The 24,241-nt window shown below is 72.6% G+C and carries 21 protein-coding genes; 6 read left to right on the top strand and 15 right to left on the bottom strand.

Translation table 11 applies throughout. The annotated features are described in order from the left end of the window. Positions 1–123: 123 nt before the first annotated feature. From hflX to miaA, 6 genes are all read right to left on the bottom strand, one after another. Positions 124–1,617 (bottom strand): GTPase HflX, encoded by a 1,494-nt coding sequence (gene hflX, locus ACIBVL_RS29775; protein ID WP_399101722.1) that lies wholly within the window; start codon positions 1,615–1,617, stop codon positions 124–126. A gap of 139 nt (positions 1,618–1,756) precedes the next feature. Continuing rightward, positions 1,757–3,280 carry a M1 family metallopeptidase gene (locus tag ACIBVL_RS29780; protein WP_399101724.1) on the bottom strand — a complete coding sequence of 508 codons (1,524 nt, stop codon included), beginning with the start codon at positions 3,278–3,280 and terminating at the stop codon, positions 1,757–1,759. A gap of 104 nt (positions 3,281–3,384) precedes the next feature. Further along, a complete protein-coding gene (locus ACIBVL_RS29785; protein ID WP_399101726.1) occupies positions 3,385–5,574 on the bottom strand; it encodes a RelA/SpoT family protein in 2,190 nt (729 codons plus the stop codon). 298 nt (positions 5,575–5,872) lie between these two features. Beyond that, a complete protein-coding gene (gene dapF, locus ACIBVL_RS29790; protein WP_399101728.1) occupies positions 5,873–6,742 on the bottom strand; it encodes a diaminopimelate epimerase in 870 nt (289 codons plus the stop codon). Between the two features lie 157 nt (positions 6,743–6,899). Next, entirely contained in the window at positions 6,900–7,433 is a 534-nt protein-coding gene (locus ACIBVL_RS29795; protein ID WP_399101842.1) for a hypothetical protein, read from the bottom strand. A 107-nt stretch (positions 7,434–7,540) separates the two neighbouring features. Further along, a complete protein-coding gene (miaA, locus tag ACIBVL_RS29800; RefSeq protein WP_399101730.1) occupies positions 7,541–8,479 on the bottom strand; it encodes a tRNA (adenosine(37)-N6)-dimethylallyltransferase MiaA in 939 nt (312 codons plus the stop codon). Between the two features lie 181 nt (positions 8,480–8,660). Here miaA and ACIBVL_RS29805 point away from each other — a divergent pair, with 181 nt between their 5' ends. Both ACIBVL_RS29805 and ACIBVL_RS29810 read left to right on the top strand, forming a co-directional pair. After that, on the top strand, positions 8,661–9,047 hold the full coding sequence (locus ACIBVL_RS29805; RefSeq protein ID WP_399101732.1) for a hypothetical protein: 387 nt from the start codon (positions 8,661–8,663) through the stop codon (positions 9,045–9,047). 24 nt (positions 9,048–9,071) lie between these two features. After that, complete coding sequence (locus ACIBVL_RS29810) at positions 9,072–9,344, top strand: Rv0909 family putative TA system antitoxin (RefSeq protein WP_399101734.1); 273 nt, start codon at positions 9,072–9,074, stop codon at positions 9,342–9,344. Positions 9,345–9,427: 83 nt separating this feature from the next. Here ACIBVL_RS29810 and ACIBVL_RS29815 read toward each other — a convergent pair whose 3' ends face one another. From ACIBVL_RS29815 to ACIBVL_RS29850, 8 genes are all read right to left on the bottom strand, one after another. Further along, positions 9,428–10,144 (bottom strand): class III extradiol dioxygenase subunit B-like domain-containing protein, encoded by a 717-nt coding sequence (locus ACIBVL_RS29815; protein ID WP_399101736.1) that lies wholly within the window; start codon positions 10,142–10,144, stop codon positions 9,428–9,430. A 171-nt stretch (positions 10,145–10,315) separates the two neighbouring features. Further along, positions 10,316–11,845, bottom strand: a complete 1,530-nt coding sequence (gene miaB, locus ACIBVL_RS29820; RefSeq protein ID WP_399101738.1) for a tRNA (N6-isopentenyl adenosine(37)-C2)-methylthiotransferase MiaB — start codon at positions 11,843–11,845, stop codon at positions 10,316–10,318. Between the two features lie 79 nt (positions 11,846–11,924). After that, a complete protein-coding gene (locus tag ACIBVL_RS29825; protein WP_399101740.1) occupies positions 11,925–12,203 on the bottom strand; it encodes a hypothetical protein in 279 nt (92 codons plus the stop codon). A gap of 24 nt (positions 12,204–12,227) precedes the next feature. After that, positions 12,228–12,602, bottom strand: a complete 375-nt coding sequence (locus tag ACIBVL_RS29830) for a VOC family protein (RefSeq protein ID WP_399101741.1) — start codon at positions 12,600–12,602, stop codon at positions 12,228–12,230. A gap of 29 nt (positions 12,603–12,631) precedes the next feature. After that, positions 12,632–13,417: a PP2C family protein-serine/threonine phosphatase gene (locus ACIBVL_RS29835; protein ID WP_399101743.1), complete on the bottom strand. Its 786-nt coding sequence runs from the start codon at positions 13,415–13,417 to the stop codon at positions 12,632–12,634. Positions 13,418–13,493: 76 nt separating this feature from the next. Continuing rightward, a complete protein-coding gene (locus tag ACIBVL_RS29840) occupies positions 13,494–14,486 on the bottom strand; it encodes an aldo/keto reductase (RefSeq protein ID WP_399101745.1) in 993 nt (330 codons plus the stop codon). Between the two features lie 128 nt (positions 14,487–14,614). Next, positions 14,615–15,502, bottom strand: coding sequence for a hypothetical protein (locus tag ACIBVL_RS29845; protein WP_399101747.1), 888 nt, complete (start codon positions 15,500–15,502; stop codon positions 14,615–14,617). A 4-nt stretch (positions 15,503–15,506) separates the two neighbouring features. Further along, positions 15,507–15,863: a hypothetical protein gene (locus ACIBVL_RS29850; RefSeq protein WP_399101749.1), complete on the bottom strand. Its 357-nt coding sequence runs from the start codon at positions 15,861–15,863 to the stop codon at positions 15,507–15,509. 39 nt (positions 15,864–15,902) lie between these two features. On the opposite strand from ACIBVL_RS29850, the gene ACIBVL_RS29855 reads away from it, so the two are divergent. Genes ACIBVL_RS29855 through ACIBVL_RS29865 form a run of 3 tightly spaced genes read left to right on the top strand, consistent with a single transcriptional unit; the run spans position 15,903 to position 19,932 of the window. Then, positions 15,903–16,439: a hypothetical protein gene (locus ACIBVL_RS29855; RefSeq protein WP_399101751.1), complete on the top strand. Its 537-nt coding sequence runs from the start codon at positions 15,903–15,905 to the stop codon at positions 16,437–16,439. 26 nt (positions 16,440–16,465) lie between these two features. Next, positions 16,466–16,786, top strand: coding sequence for a hypothetical protein (locus ACIBVL_RS29860; protein WP_399101753.1), 321 nt, complete (start codon positions 16,466–16,468; stop codon positions 16,784–16,786). A gap of 5 nt (positions 16,787–16,791) precedes the next feature. Then, positions 16,792–19,932, top strand: coding sequence for a CHAT domain-containing protein (locus ACIBVL_RS29865; RefSeq protein WP_399101755.1), 3,141 nt, complete (start codon positions 16,792–16,794; stop codon positions 19,930–19,932). Positions 19,933–19,956: 24 nt separating this feature from the next. Here the strand turns inward: ACIBVL_RS29865 and rutA are convergent, their stop codons facing one another. After that, a complete protein-coding gene (gene rutA / locus ACIBVL_RS29870; protein WP_399101757.1) occupies positions 19,957–21,039 on the bottom strand; it encodes a pyrimidine utilization protein A in 1,083 nt (360 codons plus the stop codon). Between the two features lie 168 nt (positions 21,040–21,207). Here rutA and ACIBVL_RS29875 point away from each other — a divergent pair, with 168 nt between their 5' ends. Then, a complete protein-coding gene (locus ACIBVL_RS29875; RefSeq protein WP_399101759.1) occupies positions 21,208–24,117 on the top strand; it encodes a SpoIIE family protein phosphatase in 2,910 nt (969 codons plus the stop codon). Positions 24,118–24,241: the final 124 nt, after the last annotated feature.

Below are 24,241 nucleotides of genomic sequence, written 5' to 3' on the forward strand. Positions count from 1 at the left end.
GGTGCGTAGACCGCCAGGCAGGCTCATGACGTTGCGTGCACGACGGCCGGTGAGCCGTACACGCCGAGGGCCCGTTCCCCGGGGTGACCGGGGAGCGGGCCCTCACGCTGTTCCGAAGGCTGCTCAGGCCACCGGTGCCGGAACATACGGTGCGAGGTCCGCGGCCAGCTCCTCGTGCACCCGCACCTTGAGCAGCGTGCCCTCCGCCGTGTGCTCCGCGGAGATCACCTCGCCCTCGGTGTGGGCGCGGGCGACCAGCTTGCCGTGGGTGTACGGCACGAGCGCCTCGATCTCGACCGAGGGCCGCGGCAGCTCGTCGTCGATGAGCGCGAGCAGCTCCTTGATGCCCTTGCCGTTACGGGCCGAGACGGCGATGGAGCGCTTCTCGATCCGCATCAGCCGCTGAAGGGTCAGCGGGTCGGCCGCGTCCGCCTTGTTGATCACGACGATCTCGGGCACCTCGATGGCGCCGACGTCCCGGATCACCTCGCGCACGGCGGCCAGCTGCTCCTCCGGGTTCGGGTGCGAGCCGTCCACCACGTGCAGGATCAGGTCGGACTCGCCGACCTCCTCCATGGTGGAGCGGAACGCCTCGACCAGGTGGTGCGGCAGGTGCCGGACGAAGCCGACGGTGTCAGCCAGCGTGTACAGGCGACCGCTCGGGGTCTCGGCCCGGCGCACGGTCGGGTCGAGGGTCGCGAACAGCGCGTTCTCGACCAGGACGCCCGCGCCGGTGAGGCGGTTGAGCAGCGAGGACTTGCCGGCGTTGGTGTAGCCCGCGATGGCGACGGACGGCACCTTGTGTCGCTTGCGCTCCTGGCGCTTGATCTCGCGGCCGGTCTTCATGTCCGCGATCTCCCGGCGCATCTTCGCCATCTTCTCGCGGATCCGACGCCGGTCCGTCTCGATCTTGGTCTCACCGGGACCACGGGTGGCGAGGCCGCCGCCCTTGCCGCCGCCCATCTGACGGGACAGCGACTGACCCCAGCCTCGGAGCCTCGGCAGCATGTACTGCATCTGCGCGAGCGCGACCTGTGCCTTGCCCTCTCGGGACTTGGCGTGCTGGGCGAAGATGTCGAGGATCAGGGCCGTACGGTCGATGACCTTGACCTTGACGACGTCCTCGAGGTGGATCAGCTGGCCCGGGCTCAGCTCACCGTCGCAGATGACGGTGTCCGCGCCCGATTCGAGGACGATGTCGCGCAGCTCTTCGGCCTTGCCGGAGCCGATGTAGGTGGCCGCGTCGGGCTTGTCACGGCGCTGGATCACGCCGTCGAGCACGAGCGCGCCCGCGGTCTCGGCGAGGGCGGCGAGCTCAGCGAGGGAGTTCTCCGCGTCCTGCACGGTCCCCGAGGTCCAGACGCCGACGAGCACGACCCGCTCCAGGCGGAGCTGGCGGTACTCGACCTCGGTGACGTCCTCGAGCTCGGTGGAAAGGCCCGCGACGCGGCGCAGGGCCGCACGCTCGGAGCGGTCGAACTGGTCGCCGTCCCGCTCTCCGTCGATCTCGTGGCTCCAGGCGACGTCCTCTTCCATCAGGGCATCGGCCCGAAGACCTTCGGGGTAGGCGTGCGCGAAGCGCTTGGTGTCCTGGGAAGAGGAAGAAGAGGAGGTCATTGGGTCCTTACGTCGTTGGGGATGCCGATTCGGCGGCCTTCATGAGGAACAACGCACGAGTACCCCGGGAGATTCCCGTGTGTCCCGTGCCCCGCCGACCCCACGATGGTCGCACGGTACGGCCCGTCTCGTCACCGCCTTATTTCGCGGCCTTGGGGGCCGCGGAGGCCTTCGGCCCCTTCGCTGAGGCCGGGGCCGACGCCTTCCAGTCCGGGTGGCCGGGCATCGGCGGCGTCTTCTCGCCGTAGAGCCAGTCCTGGAAGAAGGCGCCGAGGTCGCGGCCGGAGACCTCCTCGGCGAGGCGCCGGAAGTCGGCCGTCGTGGCGGTGGAGTCCCGGTGGTCACGCACCCAGTCCCGCTCCAGCCGATCGAAGTCCTGCTCGCCGATCTCCTGGCGCAGGGCGTACAGGACGAGGGCGGCCCCGTCGTAGACGTTGGGGCGGAAGATGCTGATCTTCTGGCCGGGCTCGGGCGGCTTGGGGAGCGCAGGGGGGCCGCCCGCGGCGCGCCAGCGGTCGGACGCGCCGTACGCCGCCTTCATGCGCGTCTCCAGCGTGCGGCCGCCCTTGTCCTGAGCGTAGAGGGCCTCGTACCAGGTGGCATGCCCCTCGTTGAGCCAGAGGTCGGACCAGGTGTGCGGGCTGACGCTGTCGCCGAACCACTGGTGGGACAGCTCGTGCACCATGATCGACTCGGTGTACCACCCGGGGTGGCCCGGTGTGGTGAAGAGGTCCTTCTCGAAGAGGGAGAGGGTCTGTGTCTCGAGTTCGAAGCCGGTGGAGGCGTCGGCCATGAGCAGGCCGTACGTCTCGAAGGGGTAGGGGCCGACCTTGCCCTCCATCCAGGCGATCTGGTCGGGGGTCTTCTTCAGCCACGGTTCGAGGGCGTCACGGTCCTTGCTGGGCACGACGTCCCGGACCGGCAGGCCGTGCGGTCCCTCGCGGTGCAGGACGGTGGAGCGGCCGATGGACACCTGGGTGAGCTCGGTGGCCATGGGGTGCTGGGTGCGGTACGTCCATGTGGTGGTCCGGCCGGCCCGTCCGGCGCCGGTCGGCAGCCCGTTGGCGACGGCCGTGTAGCCGTCGGGGGCGGTGATCCGGATGGTGAACATCGCCTTGTCGGAGGGGTGGTCGTTGCAGGGGAACACCAGGTGCGCGACGTCGGCCTGGTTGGCCATTGCGAGACCGTCCGCGGTGCGCACCCAGCCGCCTTCCTGGTCGCCGCTGCTCACGGGATCGCTGGTGTGGCGCACGGTGACGCGCGTCCGGATGCCCGGCGTCAGCGGGTCCCGCGGGGTGACCACCAGGTCGTCGCCGGCGCTTTCGAAGGTGGCGGGCCTGCCGTCGACCTCGACCGAGTCCACCGCGCCGTGGGCGAAGTCGAGGTTGATCCGCTCCAGGGTGGTGGTGGTCCAGGCGTCGATGGTGGTGACCGCCTGGAGCGGCTTGCTGTTGGACCCTGAGTACGTGAAGGAGAGGTCGTACGCCGCCACGTCGTAGCCGGGGTTGCCCAGGTAGGGGAAGAGGCGGTCGCCGACGCCCAGCGGTGCCGCGGGGGCCCCCGCGGCGACGAGGCAGACGGAGACGGCCGAGGCGAGCAGCGCGGACTTCAGAGGGCGGGAGGCGGCGGCAGGGGGGCGGTGGGCCCGGGCGGTGAGCAGCATGCACCACGGCTACCAGCGCATACCTGCCGTACGGCGGCGACGCGCGCCCGGCCCACCCGAACGGGTTGCGCACGCGCGCGTGTCGGCAACCGGCGCCGGGATGCTCAGGAGGCCGACGCGTGGTGCTGGGCCCGGCTCACGTCGTACACGCCGGGGACGTTGCGCATGGCGCGCATCAGGGTGGGGAGGTGGCCCGCGTCGGGGAGCTGCACGGTGTACGTGTGGCGTACGCGCTGCTGGCTAGGGGGTTCGACGGTCGCGGCGACGATCTCGGCGCCCTCCAGGGCCATGGCCTCCGTGAGGTCGGCGAGCAGATGGGGACGGCCGAACGATTCGGCGACCAGGGTGACCCGGCACTCGGTGGTGTCCCCCCAGCGCACGTCGACCGCCGCACGCCCCGCGTCCGCCATGCGCGCCACCGCGGCGCACTCCACGCGGTGCACGGTCACCACTCCCCCGCGCACGGCGAATCCGTTGATCTCGTCGGCCGGTACGGGGGTGCAGCATCCGGCGAGCCGGACGGTCGCGTCGGGCCGGCCGACGACGGTGATCGCGGCGCCGGGGCCGGATGCCGGGGCGTCGGCGACGGGCTCGGAAGGCGGGGCGTCGTTCACGAGCCGCGCGCCGACCTCCACCGGTTCCTCCGCGGCTCCCTGGCCGGCCCCCTCGAGGGGCTCCTCGGGTTCCGCAGGCGCCGGGTGCGTCGCCAGCCACCGCTGGATGGCGATCCGGGCGGCGGGGGTGTGGGCGTGCTCCAGCCACTCCCTGGAGGGCTCCGAGGCCGGGTCCTGGCCCATGAGGAGCTGGACGGTGTCGCCGTCCCGCAGAACCGTGCTCAGGGTCGCCAGCCGGCCGTTCACGCGGGCCCCGATGCAGGCGTGCGCGTCCTCGCCGTACTGCGCGTACGCCGCGTCCACGCAGGTGGCGCCCTCGGGCAGGCCGAGGGTGCCGCCGTCGGGGCGGAAGACGGTGATCTCGCGGTCCTGGGCGAGGTCCTCGCGCAGGGTGGACCAGAAGGTGTCGGGGTCGGGTGCCGCCTCCTGCCAGTCGAGGAGGCGGGAGAGCCAGCCGGGCCGGGTGGGGTCGATGCGCTCCCCGTCGGCCGTGGCCCCCTCCCGTGTCGGCTCCTCCGCAGGCGCCGCGTAGGGATTGCCGAGGGCGACGACGCCGGCTTCGGCGACCTTGTGCATCTGGTGGGTGCGGATGAGGACTTCGGCGACCTGGCCGTCCTCGCGGGCGACGGCGGTGTGCAGCGACTGGTACAGGTTGAACTTGGGGACGGCGATGAAGTCCTTGAACTCCGAGACGACCGGCGTCATACAGGTGTGCAGTTCGCCGAGGACGGCGTAACAGTCGGCGTCCTCGTTGACGAGGACCAGCAGGCGGCCGAAGTCGCAGCCCCGCAGCCGGCCGCGCTTGCGGGAGACGCGGTGTACGGAGACGAAGTGCCGTGGCCGGATGAGGACTTCGGCCTGGATGCCGGCGTCGCGCAGCACCGCGCGCATCGCGTCGGCGAACTCGGCGAGGGGGTCGTCCGCGCGGGAGGCGTTCTCGACGATCAGCTCGCGCGTGTGCGCGTACTCCTCGGGGTGCAGGATCGCGAAGACGAGATCTTCCAGCTCGGTCTTGAGGGCCTGGACGCCGAGGCGTTCGGCGAGCGGGATGAGGACGTCACGGGTGACCTTGGCGATGCGCTCCTGTTTCTCGGGACGCATCACGCCGAGGGTGCGCATGTTGTGCAGCCGGTCGGCGAGTTTGATCGACATCACGCGGACGTCGCTGCCGGTGGCGACCAGCATCTTGCGGAAGGTCTCGGGCTCGGCGGCGGCGCCGTAGTCGACCTTCTCCAGCTTCGTGACGCCGTCGACGAGATAGCGCACCTCCTCGCCGAACTGCTCCCGCACCTGGTCGAGCGTCACATCGGTGTCCTCGACGGTGTCGTGCAGCAGAGAGGCCGTCAGGGTGGTGGTCTCGGCGCCGAGTTCGGCGAGGATCAGGGTCACGGCGAGCGGGTGGGTGATGTACGGCTCGCCGCTCTTGCGCATCTGGCCGCGGTGCGAGGACTCGGCGAGTACGTAGGCGCGGCGCAGGGGTTCGAGGTCGGCGTCGGGGTGGTGGGCACGGTGGGCCTCGACCACATGACCGATGGCGTCGGGCAGCCGGCCGCGGGCGGCGGGGCCGAGCAGCGCGGCCCGGCCCAGGCGACGCAGGTCGATCCGGGGACGGCTGCGCCTGCGGGGCGTGGCCGGTACTACCGGGCCTGGGGTCGCAGGGTTCGTGGCCTCCGCACTCATGGGCACCTCCGGCTGCGTTGACCGGCGGACGGGGTGTCCCAGGGCGGACACGGCTCAGGGGACACACAACGTCCCCCGTCCGGGCCGGTGCTTGATGCTACCGAGCCCACCACGTGCGACTGACCGCCTCTCGCCGAGCGTGAAACGGATCACCCATTCGAGCGAGGCTTTGGAGGTTTACGGTTTTGCGCCACCAGAACGTTGGCGGGTCGCCCTTTCGAATCCATGACCGGGCCTCTGGGGTGCCCCTATGCGCTCCCAGGCCGTCCCGGCCTCCGATGCCAAGTCGCCGCGAACCTCATCGGGCGGCGGTTTCCAGCCACTCCGGATCGATCTCCCCTGTGGCGACGATCACTGCTGGTCCGGTCATCTCGATCTCGCCGTCGGGCCGCTCGGTGATCACCAGGCGTCCGCCGGGGACGTCCACGGTGTACGTGACCGGTGTCCCGGTGACGGCCGGGTCGGCGCCGTCCCTGCGGGCGGCGGCCACGGCGACGGCGCACGCGCCCGTGCCGCACGAGCGGGTCTCGCCGGCACCGCGCTCGTGCACCCGCAGGGCGACGTGGCCCGGGCCGCGGTCGACGACGAACTCGACGTTGACCCCGTCCGGGTAGGCGGAGGCGGGGCTGACGGGCGGCGGGGTGAACAGGTCGCCCGCGTGCGCGAGGTGGTCGACGAAGGCGACGGCGTGCGGGTTGCCCATGTTCACGTTCCGCGCGGGCCAGCTGCGGTCGCCCACGCTCACCGTCACGTCCCCCTCGGGGAGGCGCGCCCTGCCCATGCCGACGGTGACGTCCCCGTCCTTGGCGATGTGCACGCCCTTGACTCCCCCGCGCGTGGCGACGGCGAGGTCGCCCTCGGTGATCAGTCCGGCGTGCTGGAGGTAGCGCGCGAACACCCGGACGCCGTTGCCGCACATCTCCGCGATCGAGCCGTCGCCGTTGCGGTAGTCCATGAACCATTCCGCCTCGGCCGCCATGTCCTGCGCCTCGGGGTGCGCGGCGGAACGCACGACATGCAGCAGCCCGTCACCGCCGATGCCCGCGCGGCGGTCGCACAGGGCGGCGACGGCGGACGGGGGCAGGTCGACTGCGTTGTCCGGGTCCGGGACGATCACGAAGTCGTTCTCGGTCCCGTGCCCCTTGAGGAAGGCGATCCGCGTGCTCATTCCTCGATCGTAAGGGGTGGGTACGACACACCTCGCACGCGCGCGTACGTGCGGCCCGGAGCGGCACCCGGCACCCGCGCGCCGGCACGGCCGAGTGCACCCGGCACCCGCGCGCAGGCACGGCCCGGCGCACCCCGCACAAGCGCCCAGGGACGCCTCAGCGCAGCCGGGCCACGCGCCAGACGGCGAGGACGACCACCACGGCGACCACGACGACGTACGCCAGGACGACCCGCCAGTCGGGTCGACGGCCGGAGCCGCGGGCGGGAAGTCCGGGCCACGTGTAACCCACGCGACGTGCGGCCGTCATGCCCCAGCCGGCCGCGCAGGAGCAGATCAGCAGCCCCAGCATGGCGATCACGGCCCCACTGTCGCCGAAGTCGAAGGCGAGGGGGAACGCGAACATCAGGGAGCCGGTCGCGGACAGGGCGACGATGGGCGCGAGCTGCCAGATCCGCAGCCGGCGCTGCGGACGCAGCTCGACCTCGACCTCGGGCCCGCCCGTGAACATCTCCTCGGGCTCGGGACCGTCGTCGGTCACGCCACCGCCCTGGGTGTCGTCCGCCACGTCGTCCACCACCTCGGGGAGCGCACGCCCCTCGTCGGGACGCCCCTCCTCGAGCTCCGGTTCCCCCCGCTCGGGGGTGAGGTCCTCGGTGCCTTGTGCGGTGTCACGAGGGCCGGCCTCCATCGCCACGCGCCCTCCCAAGTCGGACTCCACTGGTCGATCGAAGCTCGATGATGGCACGGCGTCGCAGGCCCGGATGGCGGCCTGGGCGTCCCGATGCCATGACGTGATCAGGCTGTAACCGGTCGTTCGACCAACGCGAGCGCGAGCTTCGGAAGTTCTGTGAGATCCGCCGCAGCCCCACTCAACCAGTGCACCCGCGGATCGCGCCTGAACCATGAATCCTGACGGCGCGCGAAGCGCTTGGTGGCACGGACCGTCTCGGCGCGCGCCTCGGCCTCGGTGCACTCGCCGGCCAGGGCGGCGAGAACCTGCTGGTAGCCGAGCGCGCGCGACGCCGTACGCCCCTCGCGCAGGCCTTGCGCCTCCAGCGCGCGGACCTCCGCCACGAGCCCCGCGTCCCACATCCGGTCGACGCGGCGTGCGATGCGCTCGTCGAGCTCGGGGCGCGCCACGTCGACACCGATCTGGACGGTGTCGTAGACCGAGTCGTGGCCCGGCAGGTTGGCCGTGAAGGGCCTGCCGGTGATCTCGATGACCTCCAGGGCGCGGACGATACGGCGGCCGTTGCTGGGCAGGATCGCCAGCGCGGCCTCGGGGTCGGCGGCGGCCAGACGGGCGTGCAGCGCGCCGGAGCCGCGCAGGGTGAGCTCGTCCTCGAGCCGGGCGCGGACCCCGGGGTCGGTGCCGGGGAACTCGAGGTTGTCGACGGCACCGCGGACGTACAGCCCGGAGCCGCCGACGAGAATCGGCCAGCGGCCCTCGGCGAGCAGCGCGTCGATCCGGGCCCGGGCCAGCTTCTGGTACTCGGCGACGGAGGCGGTGACGGTGACGTCCCAGATGTCCAGGAGGTGGTGCGGGACTCCGCCACGCTCCTCGGGCGTCAGCTTGGCGGTGCCGATGTCCATCCCTCGGTAGAGCTGCATGGAGTCGGCGTTGACGACCTCGCCGCCGAGTCGCTGGGCCAGGAAGACGCCCAGATCGGACTTTCCGGCCGCGGTCGGTCCGACGACGGCGATGACGCGGGGGGTGGGGGCTGCGCTGCTCACCGCAACAGTCTCCCAAACCTCGTGGCCTGCCCTCGAACGAGTTACGTGACGGCGCCGGTCCGAGGTCGTTGCCCGTTGCGAGTTCCCGTCACCCGTTCGCGGGGGCGGTGATCCCCGTGGCGCGAACGGACGCACCGGGCAGCGCGGGATGTCGCCCGCACGAGTACCGTATGGAGTTGATATGGGCGTTTTGGCGCGGCTTTTCCGGAGGTCGAAGGCCACGGAGGCGAAGACCTCGGAGTCGCAGGCCACCGAGGAGGCGGCTACGCAGGAGGCTGCTACGGACACGGCCACGGAGGAGGCCCCGGAGGCCGTCGGCGCGCAGGCGCCGCCCTCCCCGGAGGCGTCGGCCGGTTCGCGGGAGGACGGTGGCGAGGCCGAGCGGGCCAAGCAGACCGCGGCGGCGACGGAGCCGGGCGGGGCCCGGCAGACCGGGCACTCGGAGACGGTGACGGAAGCGGCGGCCGGCGCTGCGGCGGTCTCCGGCCCGGACGGCGTGGAGATCCCCCGGCAGCAGTCCGCCGAGGAGGTGGCCGACAGCGAGGCCGGCGAGGGCGCCCGCACGTAACGCACCCGCGAGGGAAGGTGACCCATGGGTCTCTTGGACAATCTGAAGGCCAGGCTCGGCCCGGCCAAGGGCAAGGTCTCGCACCTCGCCCATGAGCACGGAGACAAGATCACGCACGGTCTCGACAAGGCGGCCAAGGTCGTCGACGAGAAGACCAAGGGCAAGTACAGCGACAGGATCCACACGGGCACCGACAAGGCCAGGGGTGCCATGGACCGGCTCGCGCACAAGGACGAGCCGCCGGCGGGCGGCGGCGACACGTTCACGCCGCCGACCACACCCCCGCCGACCTCCTGAGCCCCCCTCACGCCGGCGCGGTGATCGGCGGACGGCCGTGCGGCGGGAACGCGCGCGGCCGTCCGCCGTTTCCCGTCCTGCGGCTACGACCAGGTCGCGACGACGTATCCGACGCCGTACGGCGCGTCCTCGTACAGCAGCGCGCCCTGCAACCCGGCGTCCTCGGCGGCGCCCGCGAGCACCTGCCAGGGGGCCCGGCCCGCGGCCTTGAGCCGGCGGGCCAGCTCGACGTCCAGTCTGCTGAGCGCCTCCACGTCCGCCGCGCCCAGCGCCCGCGCGACCTCCGCGTCGAAGGGCGCGGCACGCTCGTCGAGGTAGCCGGGCGCCTTCAGGGTCCGGCAGGCGCTGGCGTCGCCCATCACCAGCAGCGCGACGCGGCCCGGCCGTGCGCCGATCTCCCTGCCGACGTCGAGGCACCGCTCGGCCGCGAGAGGTTCGCCCACGCCGAGGCCCTCGACCGGGGCGGCCGACCAGCCGGTCCGCTCCAGCAGCCAGGCGGCGACGGCGAGGGCGGATGGCAGTTCGCGCCCGGGCGGGGTCTCCACGCCGGCCCGGCCCAGCCGTACGGCGAGGTCCACGCCGAAGCCGTGGAACGAGCCCCGCGCGCCCTCCGGGTGCGGGCCGCGCCCGGCCTTCTCGGCGGGCCCGACCACGACGAGCCGGTCCGGCCGTGCGGCCGCCAGCACGGCCAGCGCGTCGGAGCAGGCGGCACGCGCCACGTCCAGCTCGGGTGCGGCGCCCGCGGCGACCTCGGGGACGAGGAGCGGCGGGCAGGGGCAGACAGCGGCGGCGACAAGCATGATCGGCAGGGTAACCCCGTACGGCACCGGAGCGGCGTGGCGCCCGGACGGCGGCCGCCCGAGGCCGCGACACCGACACCGACACCGGCACCGGCGGCGAGTCCGCCAAGTCCGGGAGCCCGGCGGCCGACGTGGCCGAGGCTGCGGGGTCGGGTAGCGCCCCGGCCGAGATCAGTCGCAGCCGCAGCCGCTCCCGGCAGCCGCCGGCAGCGGCTCCGGGGCCCCGATCTTCGGCAGACCGAGCATGACGCCCGTCGGCTTCGCCGCCTTCTCGGCGGTGCGCTTCTCCCAGGCGTCCCCCGCGCGGGTGCGGCGTACGTCGAGGACGGTGCCCTCGGCGAGGAGGTGGTGCGGGGCGGCGTAGGTGATCTCGACGGTGACGACGTCGCCCGGGCGCACCTCCTGCTCCGGCTTGGTGAAGTGGACCAGGCGGTTGTCGGGGGCGCGGCCGGAGAGGCGGTGGGTGGCGCCGTCCTTGCGGCCCTCGCCCTCGGCGACCATCAGCTCCAGGGTGCGGCCGACCTGCTTCTTGTTCTCCTCCCAGGAGATCTCCTCCTGGAGGGCTACGAGACGCTCGTAGCGCGCCTGGACGACCTCCTTGGGGATCTGGTTCTCCATGGTCGCGGCCGGGGTGCCGGGGCGCTTGGAGTACTGGAAGGTGAACGCCTGGGCGAAGCGGGCCTCGCGGACGACGTGCAGGGTCTGCTCGAAGTCCTCCTCGGTCTCCCCGGGGAAGCCCACGATGATGTCGGTGGTGATCGCCGCGTGCGGGATGGCGGCGCGGACCTTCTCGATGATCCCGAGGTAGCGCTCCTGCCGGTAGGAGCGGCGCATCGCCTTCAGGACGGTGTCCGAGCCGGACTGCAGGGGCATGTGCAGCTGCGGCATGACGTTCGGGGTCTCCGCCATGGCCGCGATCACGTCGTCGGTGAAGTCGCGGGGGTGGGGGGAGGTGAAGCGGACGCGCTCCAGGCCCTCGATCTGCCCGCAGGCGCGCAGCAGCTTGCTGAAGGCCTCGCGGTCGCCGATGTCGGAGCCGTAGGCGTTGACGTTCTGGCCGAGCAGCGTGATCTCGCTGACGCCTTCGCCGACCAGGGCCTCGATCTCGGCGAGGATGTCGCCGGTGCGGCGGTCCTTCTCCTTGCCGCGCAGGGCCGGGACGATGCAGAAGGTGCAGGTGTTGTTGCAGCCGACGGAGATCGACACCCAGGCCGCGTACGCGCTCTCGCGCCGGGTCGGCAGGGTGGAGGGGAAGGCCTCCAGGGACTCGGCGATCTCGACCTGGGCCTCTTCCTGCACGCGAGCGCGTTCCAGCAGGATCGGGAGCTTGCCGATGTTGTGGGTGCCGAAGACGACGTCCACCCAGGGCGCCTTCTTCACGATGGTGTCGCGGTCCTTCTGCGCCAGACAGCCACCGACCGCGATCTGCATCCCCGGCCGCGCGGCCTTCCTGGGCGCGAGGCGGCCGAGGTTGCCGTAGAGCCGGTTGTCGGCGTTCTCCCGCACCGCGCAGGTGTTGAAGACGACGACGTCCGCGTCGCCGTCAGACCCCTCGGGGGCGCGCACGTACCCGGCCTCTTCGAGCAGCCCGGACAATCGCTCGGAGTCATGAACGTTCATCTGGCACCCATAGGTGCGGATTTCGTAGCTCTTGGGTGCTTGAACGTCCACTACGAGGCTCCGGTCGCTGCTGCTGGTCATGGCTCAAGGGTAGGCGGTCCCCGGAGGCCGTCGGCGCGGTCTGTCCACGGCCCTCTCCTCGCGGGCCGGTGTGAGGCGGTCAGGTCTCCATCACGGCGGCGCAGTCGGGGCAGACCGCGGACGCGTGCTCCGTGGGGTACCAGGGACCTTCGGGGTGTCCGGAGGGCTGACGGCGGGCCCGCTCCATGGCGAAGGTGTCCTTGCCGCAGAGGGTGCGCGGACCGATCACGTCGGGCGTCCCGGGGGCGGCGGGTGCCGCGTGGACCGTGCGGACGTGCCGTTCCGGGCCGCCCGTCGCTCCCGGTGAGGAGTGGGCGGCCGCCGGCCTGTCGAGTTCGTAGACGACGATCTCGCTCATGTCTCCACCGTAGGCGGTCGTCGCCTACGCGGGCTCCTGGAGGACGGAGAGCACATTGCCCGCCGGGTCGGTGAACCACGCGATCAGCGGGCCACCGCCGCGGAAGATGCCCTTGTCGTCGGCCTCGAGATGGTCGTAGCGCTCGAAGCGCACGCCCCGCCTGCTCAGCTCGTCGACCGCCTCCTCGATGTCGTCGACCGGGAAGTTGAGAATCGTGAACGTCGCCGGAGTGTGGTCGGGCTTGGGGTAGACCAGGATGTCCCGGTCTCCCGCGATGTGCAGGGTCAGCAGGCCGTTGTCCTCCGACACCCGCAGCCCGAGCGTCTCGCCGTAGAACGTCCTGGCCGCGTCGATGTCGTTCACCGAGAAACCGCTGAACGCCTTGGTCGTACCGAACATGATCGCCTCCCAGGAATGGGGTTTCCCTACTAGGACCCGGGCGAGGCCGGAGACTCATCTGCCGGCCCGTCGTCCGCGACGCGCACGACGGCCAGCGTGATGTTGTCGGGACCGCCGGCGGCTATGGCGGCCTTCCACAGTTCGAAGGCCGCCCGGAGGTCGTCGTGCTCCCGCATCGCCTCGTCGAGCACGTCGGTCGTCACGGGATCGGTCAGGCCGTCGGTGCAGACGAGGTAGCGGTCGCCGGGGGTCAGGGGCAGGGCCGACACATGGGGGTCGACGGCGCGGTAGCCGGGACTCCCGCCCAGGCACTGGGTGACGAGGGACGTGGTGCGCCGGCCGGGTGCGAGCGGCGGGCTGTCGTCGACGCTGACCTGGCGCAGCCCGTCCCGGGAGGCCGCGTAGACCCGGCTGTCGCCCACGTTGAACACCAGCAGCGAGTCGGACCGCACGACGACTCCGGCGATCGTCGTCCCCATGGCGGTGAGCTCGCTGTCCTCGTCGCCGCCGGCGGCCTCGTACACGGCGCGGTTGCAGGCGTTCAGGGCGGCGCGTACGGCACCCTCCTCGCCCAGGGCGGGACCTACCGACGCGATCCGGCGCACGACCAGCGCGCTGGCCACGTCACCCCCGGGATGCCCGCCGAGCCCGTCGGCGACGGCGACCACCAGAGGGGTTCCGGACGGAAAGACCAGACTCTGCGGGTTCTCGGTCACGGTGGCGCACAGTGTCCACGGTCCTACGACGAGGCTGTCCTCGTTGCGCTCTCGGACCAGCCCGGGATGGCTGAGCGCGCTGACGGCGACATACGGCACGAAGGATCACCGCCGGCTGCGATCGCTGCTGCCGGTCATGCCTCAAGGGTAGGCGGCCCGCCGCGGCCGTGCCGTATCAGTCGGTGGTGAAGGACAGCAGCAGGGAGGCGGGGTAGCGGCTGCCCGCGGAGCCCTTGGGGAGGATCTCCGTGATGCGGCGCAGGTCGGCTTCGGTGAGGTCCACGTCGGCCGCGCCGGCGTTCTCCGCGACGCGCTCCGCGCTGCGGGTGCCGGGAATGGGGACGATGTCCTCGCCTTGGTGGAGCAGCCAGGCCAGGGCGAGCTGGGCGACGGTGATGCCCTTGGCGGCGGCGAGCTGCTCGAGCTGTCCGGTGGCGTTCCGGTTGTAGGTGTAGTTGTCGCCCTGCCAGCGCTCGTCCCAGCTGCGCATGTCGTCCGCGGGATACTCGGCGGCGGGCCTGACGACGCCGGTCAGGAAGCCGCGGCCCAGCGGGGAGTAGGGCACCAGGCCGATGCCCAGTTCCCGCAGGACGGGAAGGATCTTCTCCTCCAGCTCCCGCTCGAAGATCGAGTACTCGTACTGCAGGGCGGTGACCGGGGTGACGGCGTGGGCACGGCGGATGTACTGCGGGCCGACGTTGCTCAGGCCGAAGTACCTCACCTTGCCCTCCGCGATCAGCTCGCCGACGGTGCCGGCGACGTCCTCGACCGGCACGTCGGGGTCGGAGATGTGCTGGTAGAAGAGGTCGATGTGGTCGGTCCGCAGGTGGCGGAGGCTGTTCTCGGCGACCTTGCGGATGTTGTCCGGGCGGCTGTCGACGCCGCGGGCGAGCTGCTCGGTGGTCATGTCGAAGCCGAACTTGGTGGCCAGGACCACCTCGTCGCGGAAGCCCCTGACGCCCTCGCCGAGCAGGATCTCGTTGCTGCCCGTGCCGGCTCCGTACAGCTCGGCGGTGTCGAAGAAGTCGATCCCGAGCTCGTGGGCGCGGCGGATGGTGGCGATGCCCTCGGAGTCGTCCGAAGGGCCGTAGGCCATGGTCATTCCCATGGTGCCGAGGCCGAGTGCGGAGACGCGCAGGCCCTGTGAGCCGAGAGTGCGGTGCTGCATGGGTTCTCTCCTGGGTGGGTGGCCGGTCCGGGCCTCCGGGAGGGATCCGGAGAGGTACCGAACCAAACTGTTTGGTTTGAACTTTAGGCGCACCGGACCCCCGGAACCAAACCAAACAGTTCGGCGGCTCAGGAACCCTTGCGCAGCAGGGCCGTGATCCGCCGCCCCAGCTCCCGGGTCAGCGGCGCGTCCTGCGGGCACAGGCCGAGCGCCGCCCCCAGCCGGGCGCCGTGCAGATCGACCGTGGACTCCGCGAGCTCGGCGAGTTCATGGGTGCCCGTGCGGCCCCGCCGCCAGGCCGCGACCAGGGTGCCGGCACCGACCGGCGCGGCCGGCCACCACACCAGGCCGAGCAGGAGGTAGAGGAGGCCCCAGCCCGCGGTGGTGACCGCGGCGTCCAGCGCCGAGCGGCCGGCGCGCAGTTCGACACGCACCTCCTCCGGCACGGTGAGCCACAGCCGGGGCCAGGCCGAGGTGAGGTCGAGGCCGTACTCGGTGTGGACGCGGCGGTCGGTGGCCGCGATGCGGTCGCCGATCCAGGTGGGCCGGGTCGGTGGCGCCGGCGCGATCCGGTTGCGCCGGGCGGCGAGTTCGTCGATCAGCACCCGGTCCGGGTCGGGGCGCTCGACCTGTTCGGCGTACAACTCCTGCAACCGCTGCCAGCGGGCCGCTCTGCGATGCACCAGCGCACGGCGCAACGGATGCAGCGGGCGCGGCCAGCGGCCCAGCCAGAGGGCGCGGACCGGCACGGCGAGCGCCTGGGCGAGCAGTCCGGCGCCCGCGGCGGCCAGCAGGGCCCCCAGCACCGCGAGCAGCACGGCCGTACCGCCGGTGTCCCGGACGTCCCGGCTGTGCGCGGCAGCCCGGGACAGCAGGTGGTCCGGGTCGAGCGCGTGGGCGTGGCCGAGCGTCCCGCCGACCACGGCGACACCCGTGAACAGCAGGCCGGGCAGGACGAGCGCCGTCAGCCACTTCTCGGCGAGCCGCCTGCCCAGCTCGCCGAGGAACGCCGACATCACGTCAGTCTCCGTCCACGAGGGACAGGCGTACGGCGTCGACATCGCAGCGCGGGACGCCGACGCCGGGCGCACGCACCCAGCGGCGGGCGCACCGGCCCGCCGGGCAGACGTAGACCTCCGCCTCGGTGTGACCCCCGTCGTCGTCCCAGGGCCAGGGCTCGCGGGTGCCGTCGGCGAGGAACAGCAGACCCAGGTCGTCGAGCAGGGTGTCCAGTTCGGGCTGCGGGCTGCGGCCGCGCCGGGCCCGTTCGACGAGCCGGTCCACGTCCGCGCCGCGGCCCTCGTCGGCCGCCGCGCTGCGCAACGCCCGCAGCACGCCGCACAGTTGCGCGATTTCGGCTTGAACGGATGGGGCCATGGCCTGCCTTCTTCGATCGGTAGCGGATACAGTCGGATTATGGCTTTGCCGTTGGCCAGAACTCCCAAAGAGTCCCATCTCTACATCGAGTTGCACGCCTGCGAGTGCGGCGAGGCCGACGTGGAGCATCGCAGCCACTCCACCGGGCAGGGCGACGGCTACTGGATCAGTCACTACGACCTGACCTGCCCGGGCTGCGGCGCCGACCGGGAGTTCGCCTTCCGGGTGCCGGACTGGCCGTCGAGCACGGGCGGGTACGGAGGCAGTGAGCCGTCCGAGATCATCGATGCCGGACAGTGGCTGATCATCGCCGACCTGACCGCGAGCGCCGTGCCCGTCACACCGTCCCGGGCCGCGAAGGAACGGGCCGAGCAGCGGCGGACGCTGGAGATGGCGGTCGACGCGATGACGGAGATCCTGAAGTTCGTCCCCGGCAGGGAGCCGGCGGTGCCGGACAGCGCCTTCTGGACCCCGGAGGGCCGCGCCCAGCGGGACCGGGAACCCGGCCGCTTCCACCGCGACCGGCTGGAGGTCGTGCTGGACAGCTACCGGCGTGCCCTGGCGCGGTTCTCATGACGTTCCCGATAGGCCGCAATTCCGGGATGCGTGACCGGCTGCTGCGCGACCTGCGGGAGCGGCTGCGCCGGTACCGGGAGACCGGCGACCCCCAGGCGGTGCTCGCCCGGGACGCCCGCTGGGAGGCGATCGCCCTCACCGGACCGCACACCGGCGTGGACGTGGAGGCGTACGTGGCTGCGGCCGAGGTGCGCTGGCTCGCCTACCGGATCGCCGGCAAGGACCGCGACCCGCAGACGCGCGACGAGGACCTGCACGCGGCGCTCACCTTGTACGGCGCGGTGCTGCGGGCCCCGGACGGCGGCCCGGGTCTGGTGCCCCCGCCGGTGCGGATGCTGCTGGAGTAGACGGGATGACCGAGGCAGGCCCCAATGACCGGCGCACGGAGCCGGACGACGACGATGACCGCCCGCTCACCCAGGAGGACATCAACCGCGCGATGGACCGCGTCATCGCCATGTTCGGGGAACCGCAGTACGCCGACGCGGAGGCGGAATACGAGGCGATCCGCGCGCAGTTCGACGGCGCGTGCCGGAGTCTGCGCGGGCGCGGCGCGGAACTGCGGATCAGCCACGGCGAATTGAACGATGCCTTTCTGCGCCATCCCGCCCAACGGCTCCTGTCCCGGACGATCGGAGAGACCCCCCACCTGCGGCACCTCGACGCCCGCGCGGCCTACGTCCACATCGGGCGGGAATGGGTGCGCGACGCCGACCCCGGGGAGGTCGCGGTCGGCCTGGCCGTACTGCGCTCGATGCTGAGCCAACAGCCGGAGGCCTCGGCGCACACGACGGAAATCTTTTCCGACCTCGTCGCCGACCTGCTGGCCCGGGGACGGTCGGAGCACGACACGCGGATCCTCACCGAGGGACTGAGGCTGGCCAGGGAGGCGGCCTTCCTCGCGCTGCCCACGTCCTCGCTGCTTCCCCTGGCGCAGCGCCAACGGGGCGAGTGCGCCTCGGCGTTGTACGAGCTGACCTGGGACACCGGGGACCTGACGGAGGCCGTCGCCGCGCTGCGGGCCGCCGTCGAGGCCAGCCCCCACCGGACCGGCGAGCGGTCCCCCGGTGAGCCGTTCCCGAGTTTCCTCTACGGGTCCGGGGCGGAGGACCCACGGTACACCACCGGCCGGCTGCGGGCGGGGCATCTCGCGCTGCTGGCCCGCTGCACGCTGGACCGGTACGCGCTCACCGCCGCGGAGGAGGATCTGCACGACACGGTCGCCGCGCTGCGCGAGGCGCTGGCCATCGCACCGCCCGACGATCCCGACCGGCCCCACCACCAACTGCTGCTGGCACGGGCGCTGACCGCGCGGCCCACCGGCCCCGATCCGGCCGAGCTGGAGGAGGCCGTCCGGCTGGCCACCGCCGGCCGGACCGGCGACGGCGGCGCGGAGTGGGGGCGGTTGCTGGTGATGCGGTTCCGGCAGGACGGTGACGTACGGCAGTTGCGGCGCGCCGTCGACGCCCTGGAGCCGGGCACGGGAGTGGCACGGGACGCGCGGCTCGCGCAGGTGCTGACCCTGCTGTACGAACGGGCGCGCGACAGTGCGCTGCTGGAGCGGGCGATCTCCCTGCACCGGGCCGTGCTGGCCGCCACGCCGGAGACCGACCGGGCCCGCCCGGAACGGCTGGCGGCCTGCGCCGAGGCGCAGGTGCTGCACGCCGAGCGGCACTCCGATCCGGCGGCTCTGCGGGAGGCCGTACGGTGCTACCGGGCCGCTCTGCGCCGGCCGTCGCCGATCCCTGGCGAGGTGGTGGCACTGCGCACCGGGCTGGCGCTGGCCCTGCACCGGCTGGGCCTCGCGGTGGCGGACGCCGCCGAGGCGCGGGCCGAGGCCGTGCTGATCGGCCGGGCGGTGGCCGCGGAGTTCCCCGTGGGGCACCCGGGCCGGGCCGCCGCGCTGGCGCCGCTGCTGCCCGTGCTGGCGTCCGCGCTGACCTCCCGGGCCCGTAGCAGCGGCGCCGAGCTGGGGCGGGCCGTCGAGGCCGGCCGGGAGTTCGTCGACCGGCTGCCCGAGGCGGACCCGACCCGGCCGTTGCGCCTGATGGAACTGGGGGTGGCACTGGGCGAACGGTTCCACCGGGAGGGCGCGGAGGCCGACCGGCGGGACGCCGGTGCGGCGTTCGCCCAGGCCGCCCGCTCCGCCGTGCTGCCGGCGGTGGCCCGGTGTCTGGCCGCCCGTGAGTGGGCCGCGCTCCGGGCCGGCGCGGGCGACTGGAGCGGCGCGGCGGAGGCGTACCGGCTCGCGGTCGGCCTGCTGCCCGGCGTCGCGGTGCGCGAACTGCGCCGGGACGACCAGGAGTTCCATCTGACCTCGTTCGCCCGTCTGGCCTCCGACGCGGCGGCCGCCGTACTGCGCGCGAACGGCACCCCCGAGGACGCCGTCGACCTGCTGGAACGCGGACGGGGCATTCTGCTGGGCCAGGCCCTGGACGGGGATGCCGGTGCGGGCGAGGGGGACGACGGCAGTGGGCGGCCGGCCGGTCCGGTGGTCATGGTCAACGGCAGTGTGCACGGCTGTGCCGCGCTGGTGGTCCGGCCGGACGGGGTCGTGCGGATCCCGCTGCCGGATCTCACCGTGCAGGAGATCGCCGACCGCAGCGAGGCGTTCACGGTGGCGGTGGAGCTCACCCGGGGCGCTCTGCATGCCCCGGAGCACCAGGTGGCCGCCAACCGGTTCGTGACCCGCACCCTGGGCTGGCTCTGGGACGTCGTCGCCGAGCCGGTGCTGGCCGAGGTCCGTTCGGAGCGGCTGTGGTGGCTGCCCACCGGGGCGCTGAGCTTCCTGCCGCTGCACGCCGCCGGCCACCACCACGACGGCAGCGGCCGTACGGTGATGGACCGCACCATGTCCTCGTACACGCCGACGCTGCGGATGCTGCAGCGGTCCCGGGCCGGGGCGAGCCGGGTCGCGCTGCCGGCCGAGCCGCTGGTGGTGTCGTTGCCCGAGACGCCGGGGGCGGCCCCGCTGCCCGGTGTGACGACCGAGACCGAGGAACTGCTGCGGCTGCGGCCGAAGGCCCGGAGACTGCACGGATCCGCGGCCGGCCGGGAGGCCACCCTGGCCGCCCTGTCGAACGGCGGCTGGGTCCACTTCGCCGGCCATGCGTTGAGCGATCCGGTCGAGCCGTCCGCCAGCCATCTGCTCCTGGCGGACGGCCCCCTGTCGGTGCGGGACATCGTGCGGCTGCGCATCGAGAACGCGCAGCTGGCCTACCTGTCCGCCTGCTCCACCGCCCGCGGCGCGGCGCAGCTCGCCGACGAGGCGATCCACATCGGCTCGGCCTTCCAACTCGCCGGCTATCCGCACGTGGTGGCGACCCTCTGGCCGATCGCCGACCAGGCCGCGGCGGCCATCGCGGGCACGGTCTACCGATCCCTCGGGGACGGCCCGGCCGCCGCCGTCCACGCGGCCACCCGGCAACTGCGCGATGTCTGCAAGGGGCGCAGCCCACTGCTGTGGGCTTCCCACATCCACCTCGGGGCGTAGACCGGCACCGGGTCCCCCGCCGTCTCACACCGCGGCGACCCGCTCCGCCCTGGACCTCATCAGCGGCTGAATGCGCGTGCCGAAGTTCTCCAGCCCCTCCAGGAAGTCGTCGAAGACCAGCATGATCCCCTTGGTGCCGGGCACCCCGGCGACCTCGTCGAGCATCCCGGCGACGGTCTCGTAGGAGCCCACGAGCGTGCCCATGTTGAAGTTCACGGCGCCTTCGGGGAGCACGATGGTGCGGGCGGTGGAGGAGTCGTCGGCGGTGGTGTCCGTGGCCGACTCCCCCGTCATGTACGCCAGCGCCGCGTGGTCGGCGTGGTCGTGGTAGTCCTGCCACTTGGCGCGGGCGGCCTCGTCGGTCTCGTCGGCGATGACCATGAACAAGGAGAGCGCGCCGACGTCACGGCCCGTCTCCCGCACGGCGTCCACCAGCGCGGCCGTGGTGTCCGCGACCGCGAGCGGGGTGTTGACTCCGCTGCCCAGGACGAAGCTGTAGTCGGCGTGCTCGGCGGCGAACCGCATGCCGGTGCCGCTCTGTCCGGCGGCGACGACGTCGATGTGCCCGTCCGCCGGCCGCGGTGACAGCACGCAGTCGTCCATCTCGTAGAACTCGCCCTTGAAGTTGCTGACTCCCTCGCTCCACAGCTCCTTCAGGACGGTCACGTACTCGACGGCCCGGGCGTACCGGTTGCCGAAGTGCTCGTCGCCGGGCCACAGGCCCATCTGCCCGTACTCGCCGGGCGCCCAGCCGGTGACGATGTTGACGCCGAACCGTCCGGGGGCGATGGAGTCGACCGTGACGGCCATGCGCGCGACGATGGCCGGCGGCAGGGCGAGGATCGGGGTGGAGGCGTACAGCCTGATCCGCTCCGTCACCGCGGCCAGGCCCGCCATCAGCGTGAACGACTCCAGGCAGTGGTCCCAGAACTCCGTCTCGCCGCCGAAGCCCTTGAGCTTGATCATCGACAGCGCGAAGTCGAGTCCGTACTTCTCGGCCTTCTGCACGACGGCCTTGTTCAGCTCGAAGGTCGGCAGGTACTGCGGGGAGCTCTTGGAGATGAGCCAGCCGTTGTTGCCGATGGGGATGAAGACACCGATGTCCATGCCGCTCCTCATGATCGGAACCTGCCCGTGCGACGGCACGGTACACGGACCGGATGGGATCAACTCGCTTCGCTTTCCTGGCCGTTGAAGCGTGAAACTGGCAGGAAACCGCCGGTGAGAATGTGTGAAACAGGTTTCGTACGAGAACGGGAACGATAGGTTCCCTGCATGAACGCACGGCTCGCTCTGCTCGGCACGGTGGCCCCCGGCGCGACGGAGAGTGAGGTCTTCCGGCTTGCCCTGCAGCACACGGTGGGCGAGCTGGGCGCGCTCGGCGCGGCCATGCACCTGCGCGGCCCGATGTCCGCGTTGCGTCTGGTGTCGTCCGTCGGCCTGCCTCCCGCCCTCACCCGGTCCTGGGAGATCGTCGACCAGGAAGGACCGCTGGCCCCGGCCCGCGCCCTGCACCAGGGCAGCGGTGTGTGGATGCCCCTGGAGTCCGGTGGACCGCCCGACCCCGAGCCGACGTGGCCCGGTACCGGCCTCGCCGCCCTGCCGGTGTTCAGCGGGAAGCGCAGCATAGGTGCGCTGACCGTGCTGGCCGATGAGCGCGGTGAACCCACTCCCGAGCACTGGGAGTTCCTGCGGGCCGTCGTCGCCTGGACCGAGGACCGCATGGCCCAGGCACCGCCCCCGGCCGGGCCCGCGCACACGGAGCTGAGCGGGGAGCGGCTGCGGCAGGCCCTCAAGGAGGTCCGGGTCGGCTCGTGGGACTGGGACATCCACAGCGGCGACCTGATCTGGGACGAGGCCGCGCTGGAGCTGTACGGCACTCGGCCGGCCGACTTCACCGGCAAGATCGACAACTGGATGAGGATCGTCCACCCCGACGACCTGGCACCCACCCTGGCGGCGGCGCAGCGGGCGATCCTCGACCACTCCGTCTACGAGGCCGAGTACCGCGTACGGCGTCTGGACGGCACGTACGGCTGGACGCAGGCGCGCGGCAGGGCCACGTACGACGAGCAGGGCGAACCCCTCCGGATGATCGGGGTGGGCTGGGAGAGCAACGAGTCCCGGACCGCGCGGGACGCGCTCGGCCGGGCCCTGCGGCACATGAGCGACGGCTTCCTGGCGGTGGACGACGGGTGGCGGATCACCTTCGCCAACCTGGAGGCGGAACGGTTCCTGGGCTTCTCGGAGGAGGAGTTGTTCGGCCGTCTGCTCTGGGACCTGCCCGCCACCCGGCAGGTCCCGGGCCTGGAGGACCGGTGCCGTGAGGCCGCGGCCGAGGAGAAGCCCGCGAGCTTCGACGTGCGGTTGGAGTCGGGCTGCCGGTACCACCTGCGGCTGGTGCCGGGCCCCGACGGGCGCACCCTCTACTTCACCGATGTCACCGAGAGACGGCGGCTCGCGGAGGAGCGGCAGGCGGACGAGCGCGCCGCGGCCGAACGGTCGGCACGCATAGCGGAGCTGACCGCGGAGCTCGCCAAGGCCACCACCTCGCAGGACGTGGTGGACGCGGTCGCCCGCCGGGTGCTGCCGCCGTTCGCCGCCGCCGGGGTGCTGGTCCAGGTGATCGAGGACGAGCGGCTGCACTCCGTCGGAGCCGTCGGCTACCCGGACGACTTCCTGGAGCTCATCGACGGCCGGCGCCGGATGCCCGGCGATCCGGCCTGGGACGCGATCGCGTCCGGCACCCCCCTCTTCCTGTCCTCGCCCCCGGAACTCGCCGCGGCCTACCCGCGGCTGGCCCGTCTCCCGGAACGCTCCGGCAAACAGGCATGGGCGTTCCTGCCACTGACGGCGTCCGGACACACGTTCGGGGTATGTGTGGTGGCTTTCGACCGCCGCCGGATGCTCACCGCCGAGGAGCGGGCCCTGCTGACCACGATCAGCGCCCTCGTCGCCCAGTCCCTGGAACGGGCCCGCCTCTACGACGCCGAGTACACCCGGTCCCGCGAACTCCAGCGCAGTCTGCTCCCCCAGGCCCTGCCCGACCTGCCCACGTGCACGGCCGCCGCCCGCTATCTGCCGGCCGGGCGTGGCGCCGACGTGGGCGGCGACTGGTACGACATCATCCCGCTCTCCGGCGGACAGGTCGCGCTCGTCGTCGGCGACGTCATGGGCCACGGCCTGCCGGAGGCGGCCACCATGGGCCGGCTGCGCACCGCCGTCCACACCCTGGCCGACCTCGAACTGCCGCCCGGCGAGATCATGGGGCACCTCAACGACATCGTCGGCGGCATGGGCGAGGGGTCGTACGCCACCTGTCTGTACGCGCTCTACGACTCCACCACCCGGGTCTGTTCCCTGGTCCGCGCCGGACATCCGCCGCCCGCGCTGGTGCGCCCCGACGGCACCGTGCACTTCCCGGAACCGGACGCCGACCCGCCGCTGGGCGCGGCGGAACCGCCGTTCGAGACGGTCGAGCTGGAGGTGCCGGAGGGCAGCATGCTCGTGCTGTACACCGACGGCCTGGTCGAGTCGGCGAAGCGGGAGATCGACGAGGGCATGGCGGAGCTGGCCCGGATGCTGCGGACGGCCCATGAGGACGGCTCCGCGGCGGACCTCGAGGGCCTGTGCGACACGCTGACGACCGGCCTGCTGCCCACCGATCAGCAGGCGGCCGACGACGCGGCGTTCCTCGTCGCCCGTCTGCACTCCCTGCCCGCCGACCGGATGGCCTCCTGGGCGCTGCCCGAGGACCCCAGAGCGGCCGGCCAGGCCCGCCGGCACATCCGCGAGCAACTCGCCCTCTGGGGCCTCGGCTACCTGGCCCCCACTACGGAACTCCTGGTCAGCGAGCTCGTGGGCAATGTCGTCCGCCATGCCAGGGGCCCGGTCCGGCTGCGTCTGCTGTACAGCGCCGAGCTGATCTGCGAGGTCTACGACGGCAGCCAGACCATGCCCCGCATCCGCCGTGCCACGGAGACCGACGAGGGCGGCCGGGGCCTGCAGCTGATCACGGCGCTCTCGGGGCGCTGGGGGGCGCGCTACACCCCGGCCGGCAAGTGCATCTGGACCGAGCAGCCGATTCCCGGCCCGGACGGCGAGCGGGACCAGCCGGCCGCCGCGCAGGAACTGATGTTCCTGAACGCGGCGGGCTTCGACGAGGACTGGGACGCGCTCCTGTGAAGGCGGCGGAAGGACTCGGGGGTCGATGAGACCGGCGCGGACGGTGCAGCGGGCGAGGTCCGGGCGGTCGCGCATTCCCGGCGTGTGCAGGAGGCCGGCGCGGTGCCGTTCGACGGTCTTGGTG

Source organism: Streptomyces sp. NPDC049687 (genome assembly GCF_044465285.1).
Lineage (GTDB): Bacteria > Actinomycetota > Actinomycetes > Streptomycetales > Streptomycetaceae > Streptomyces.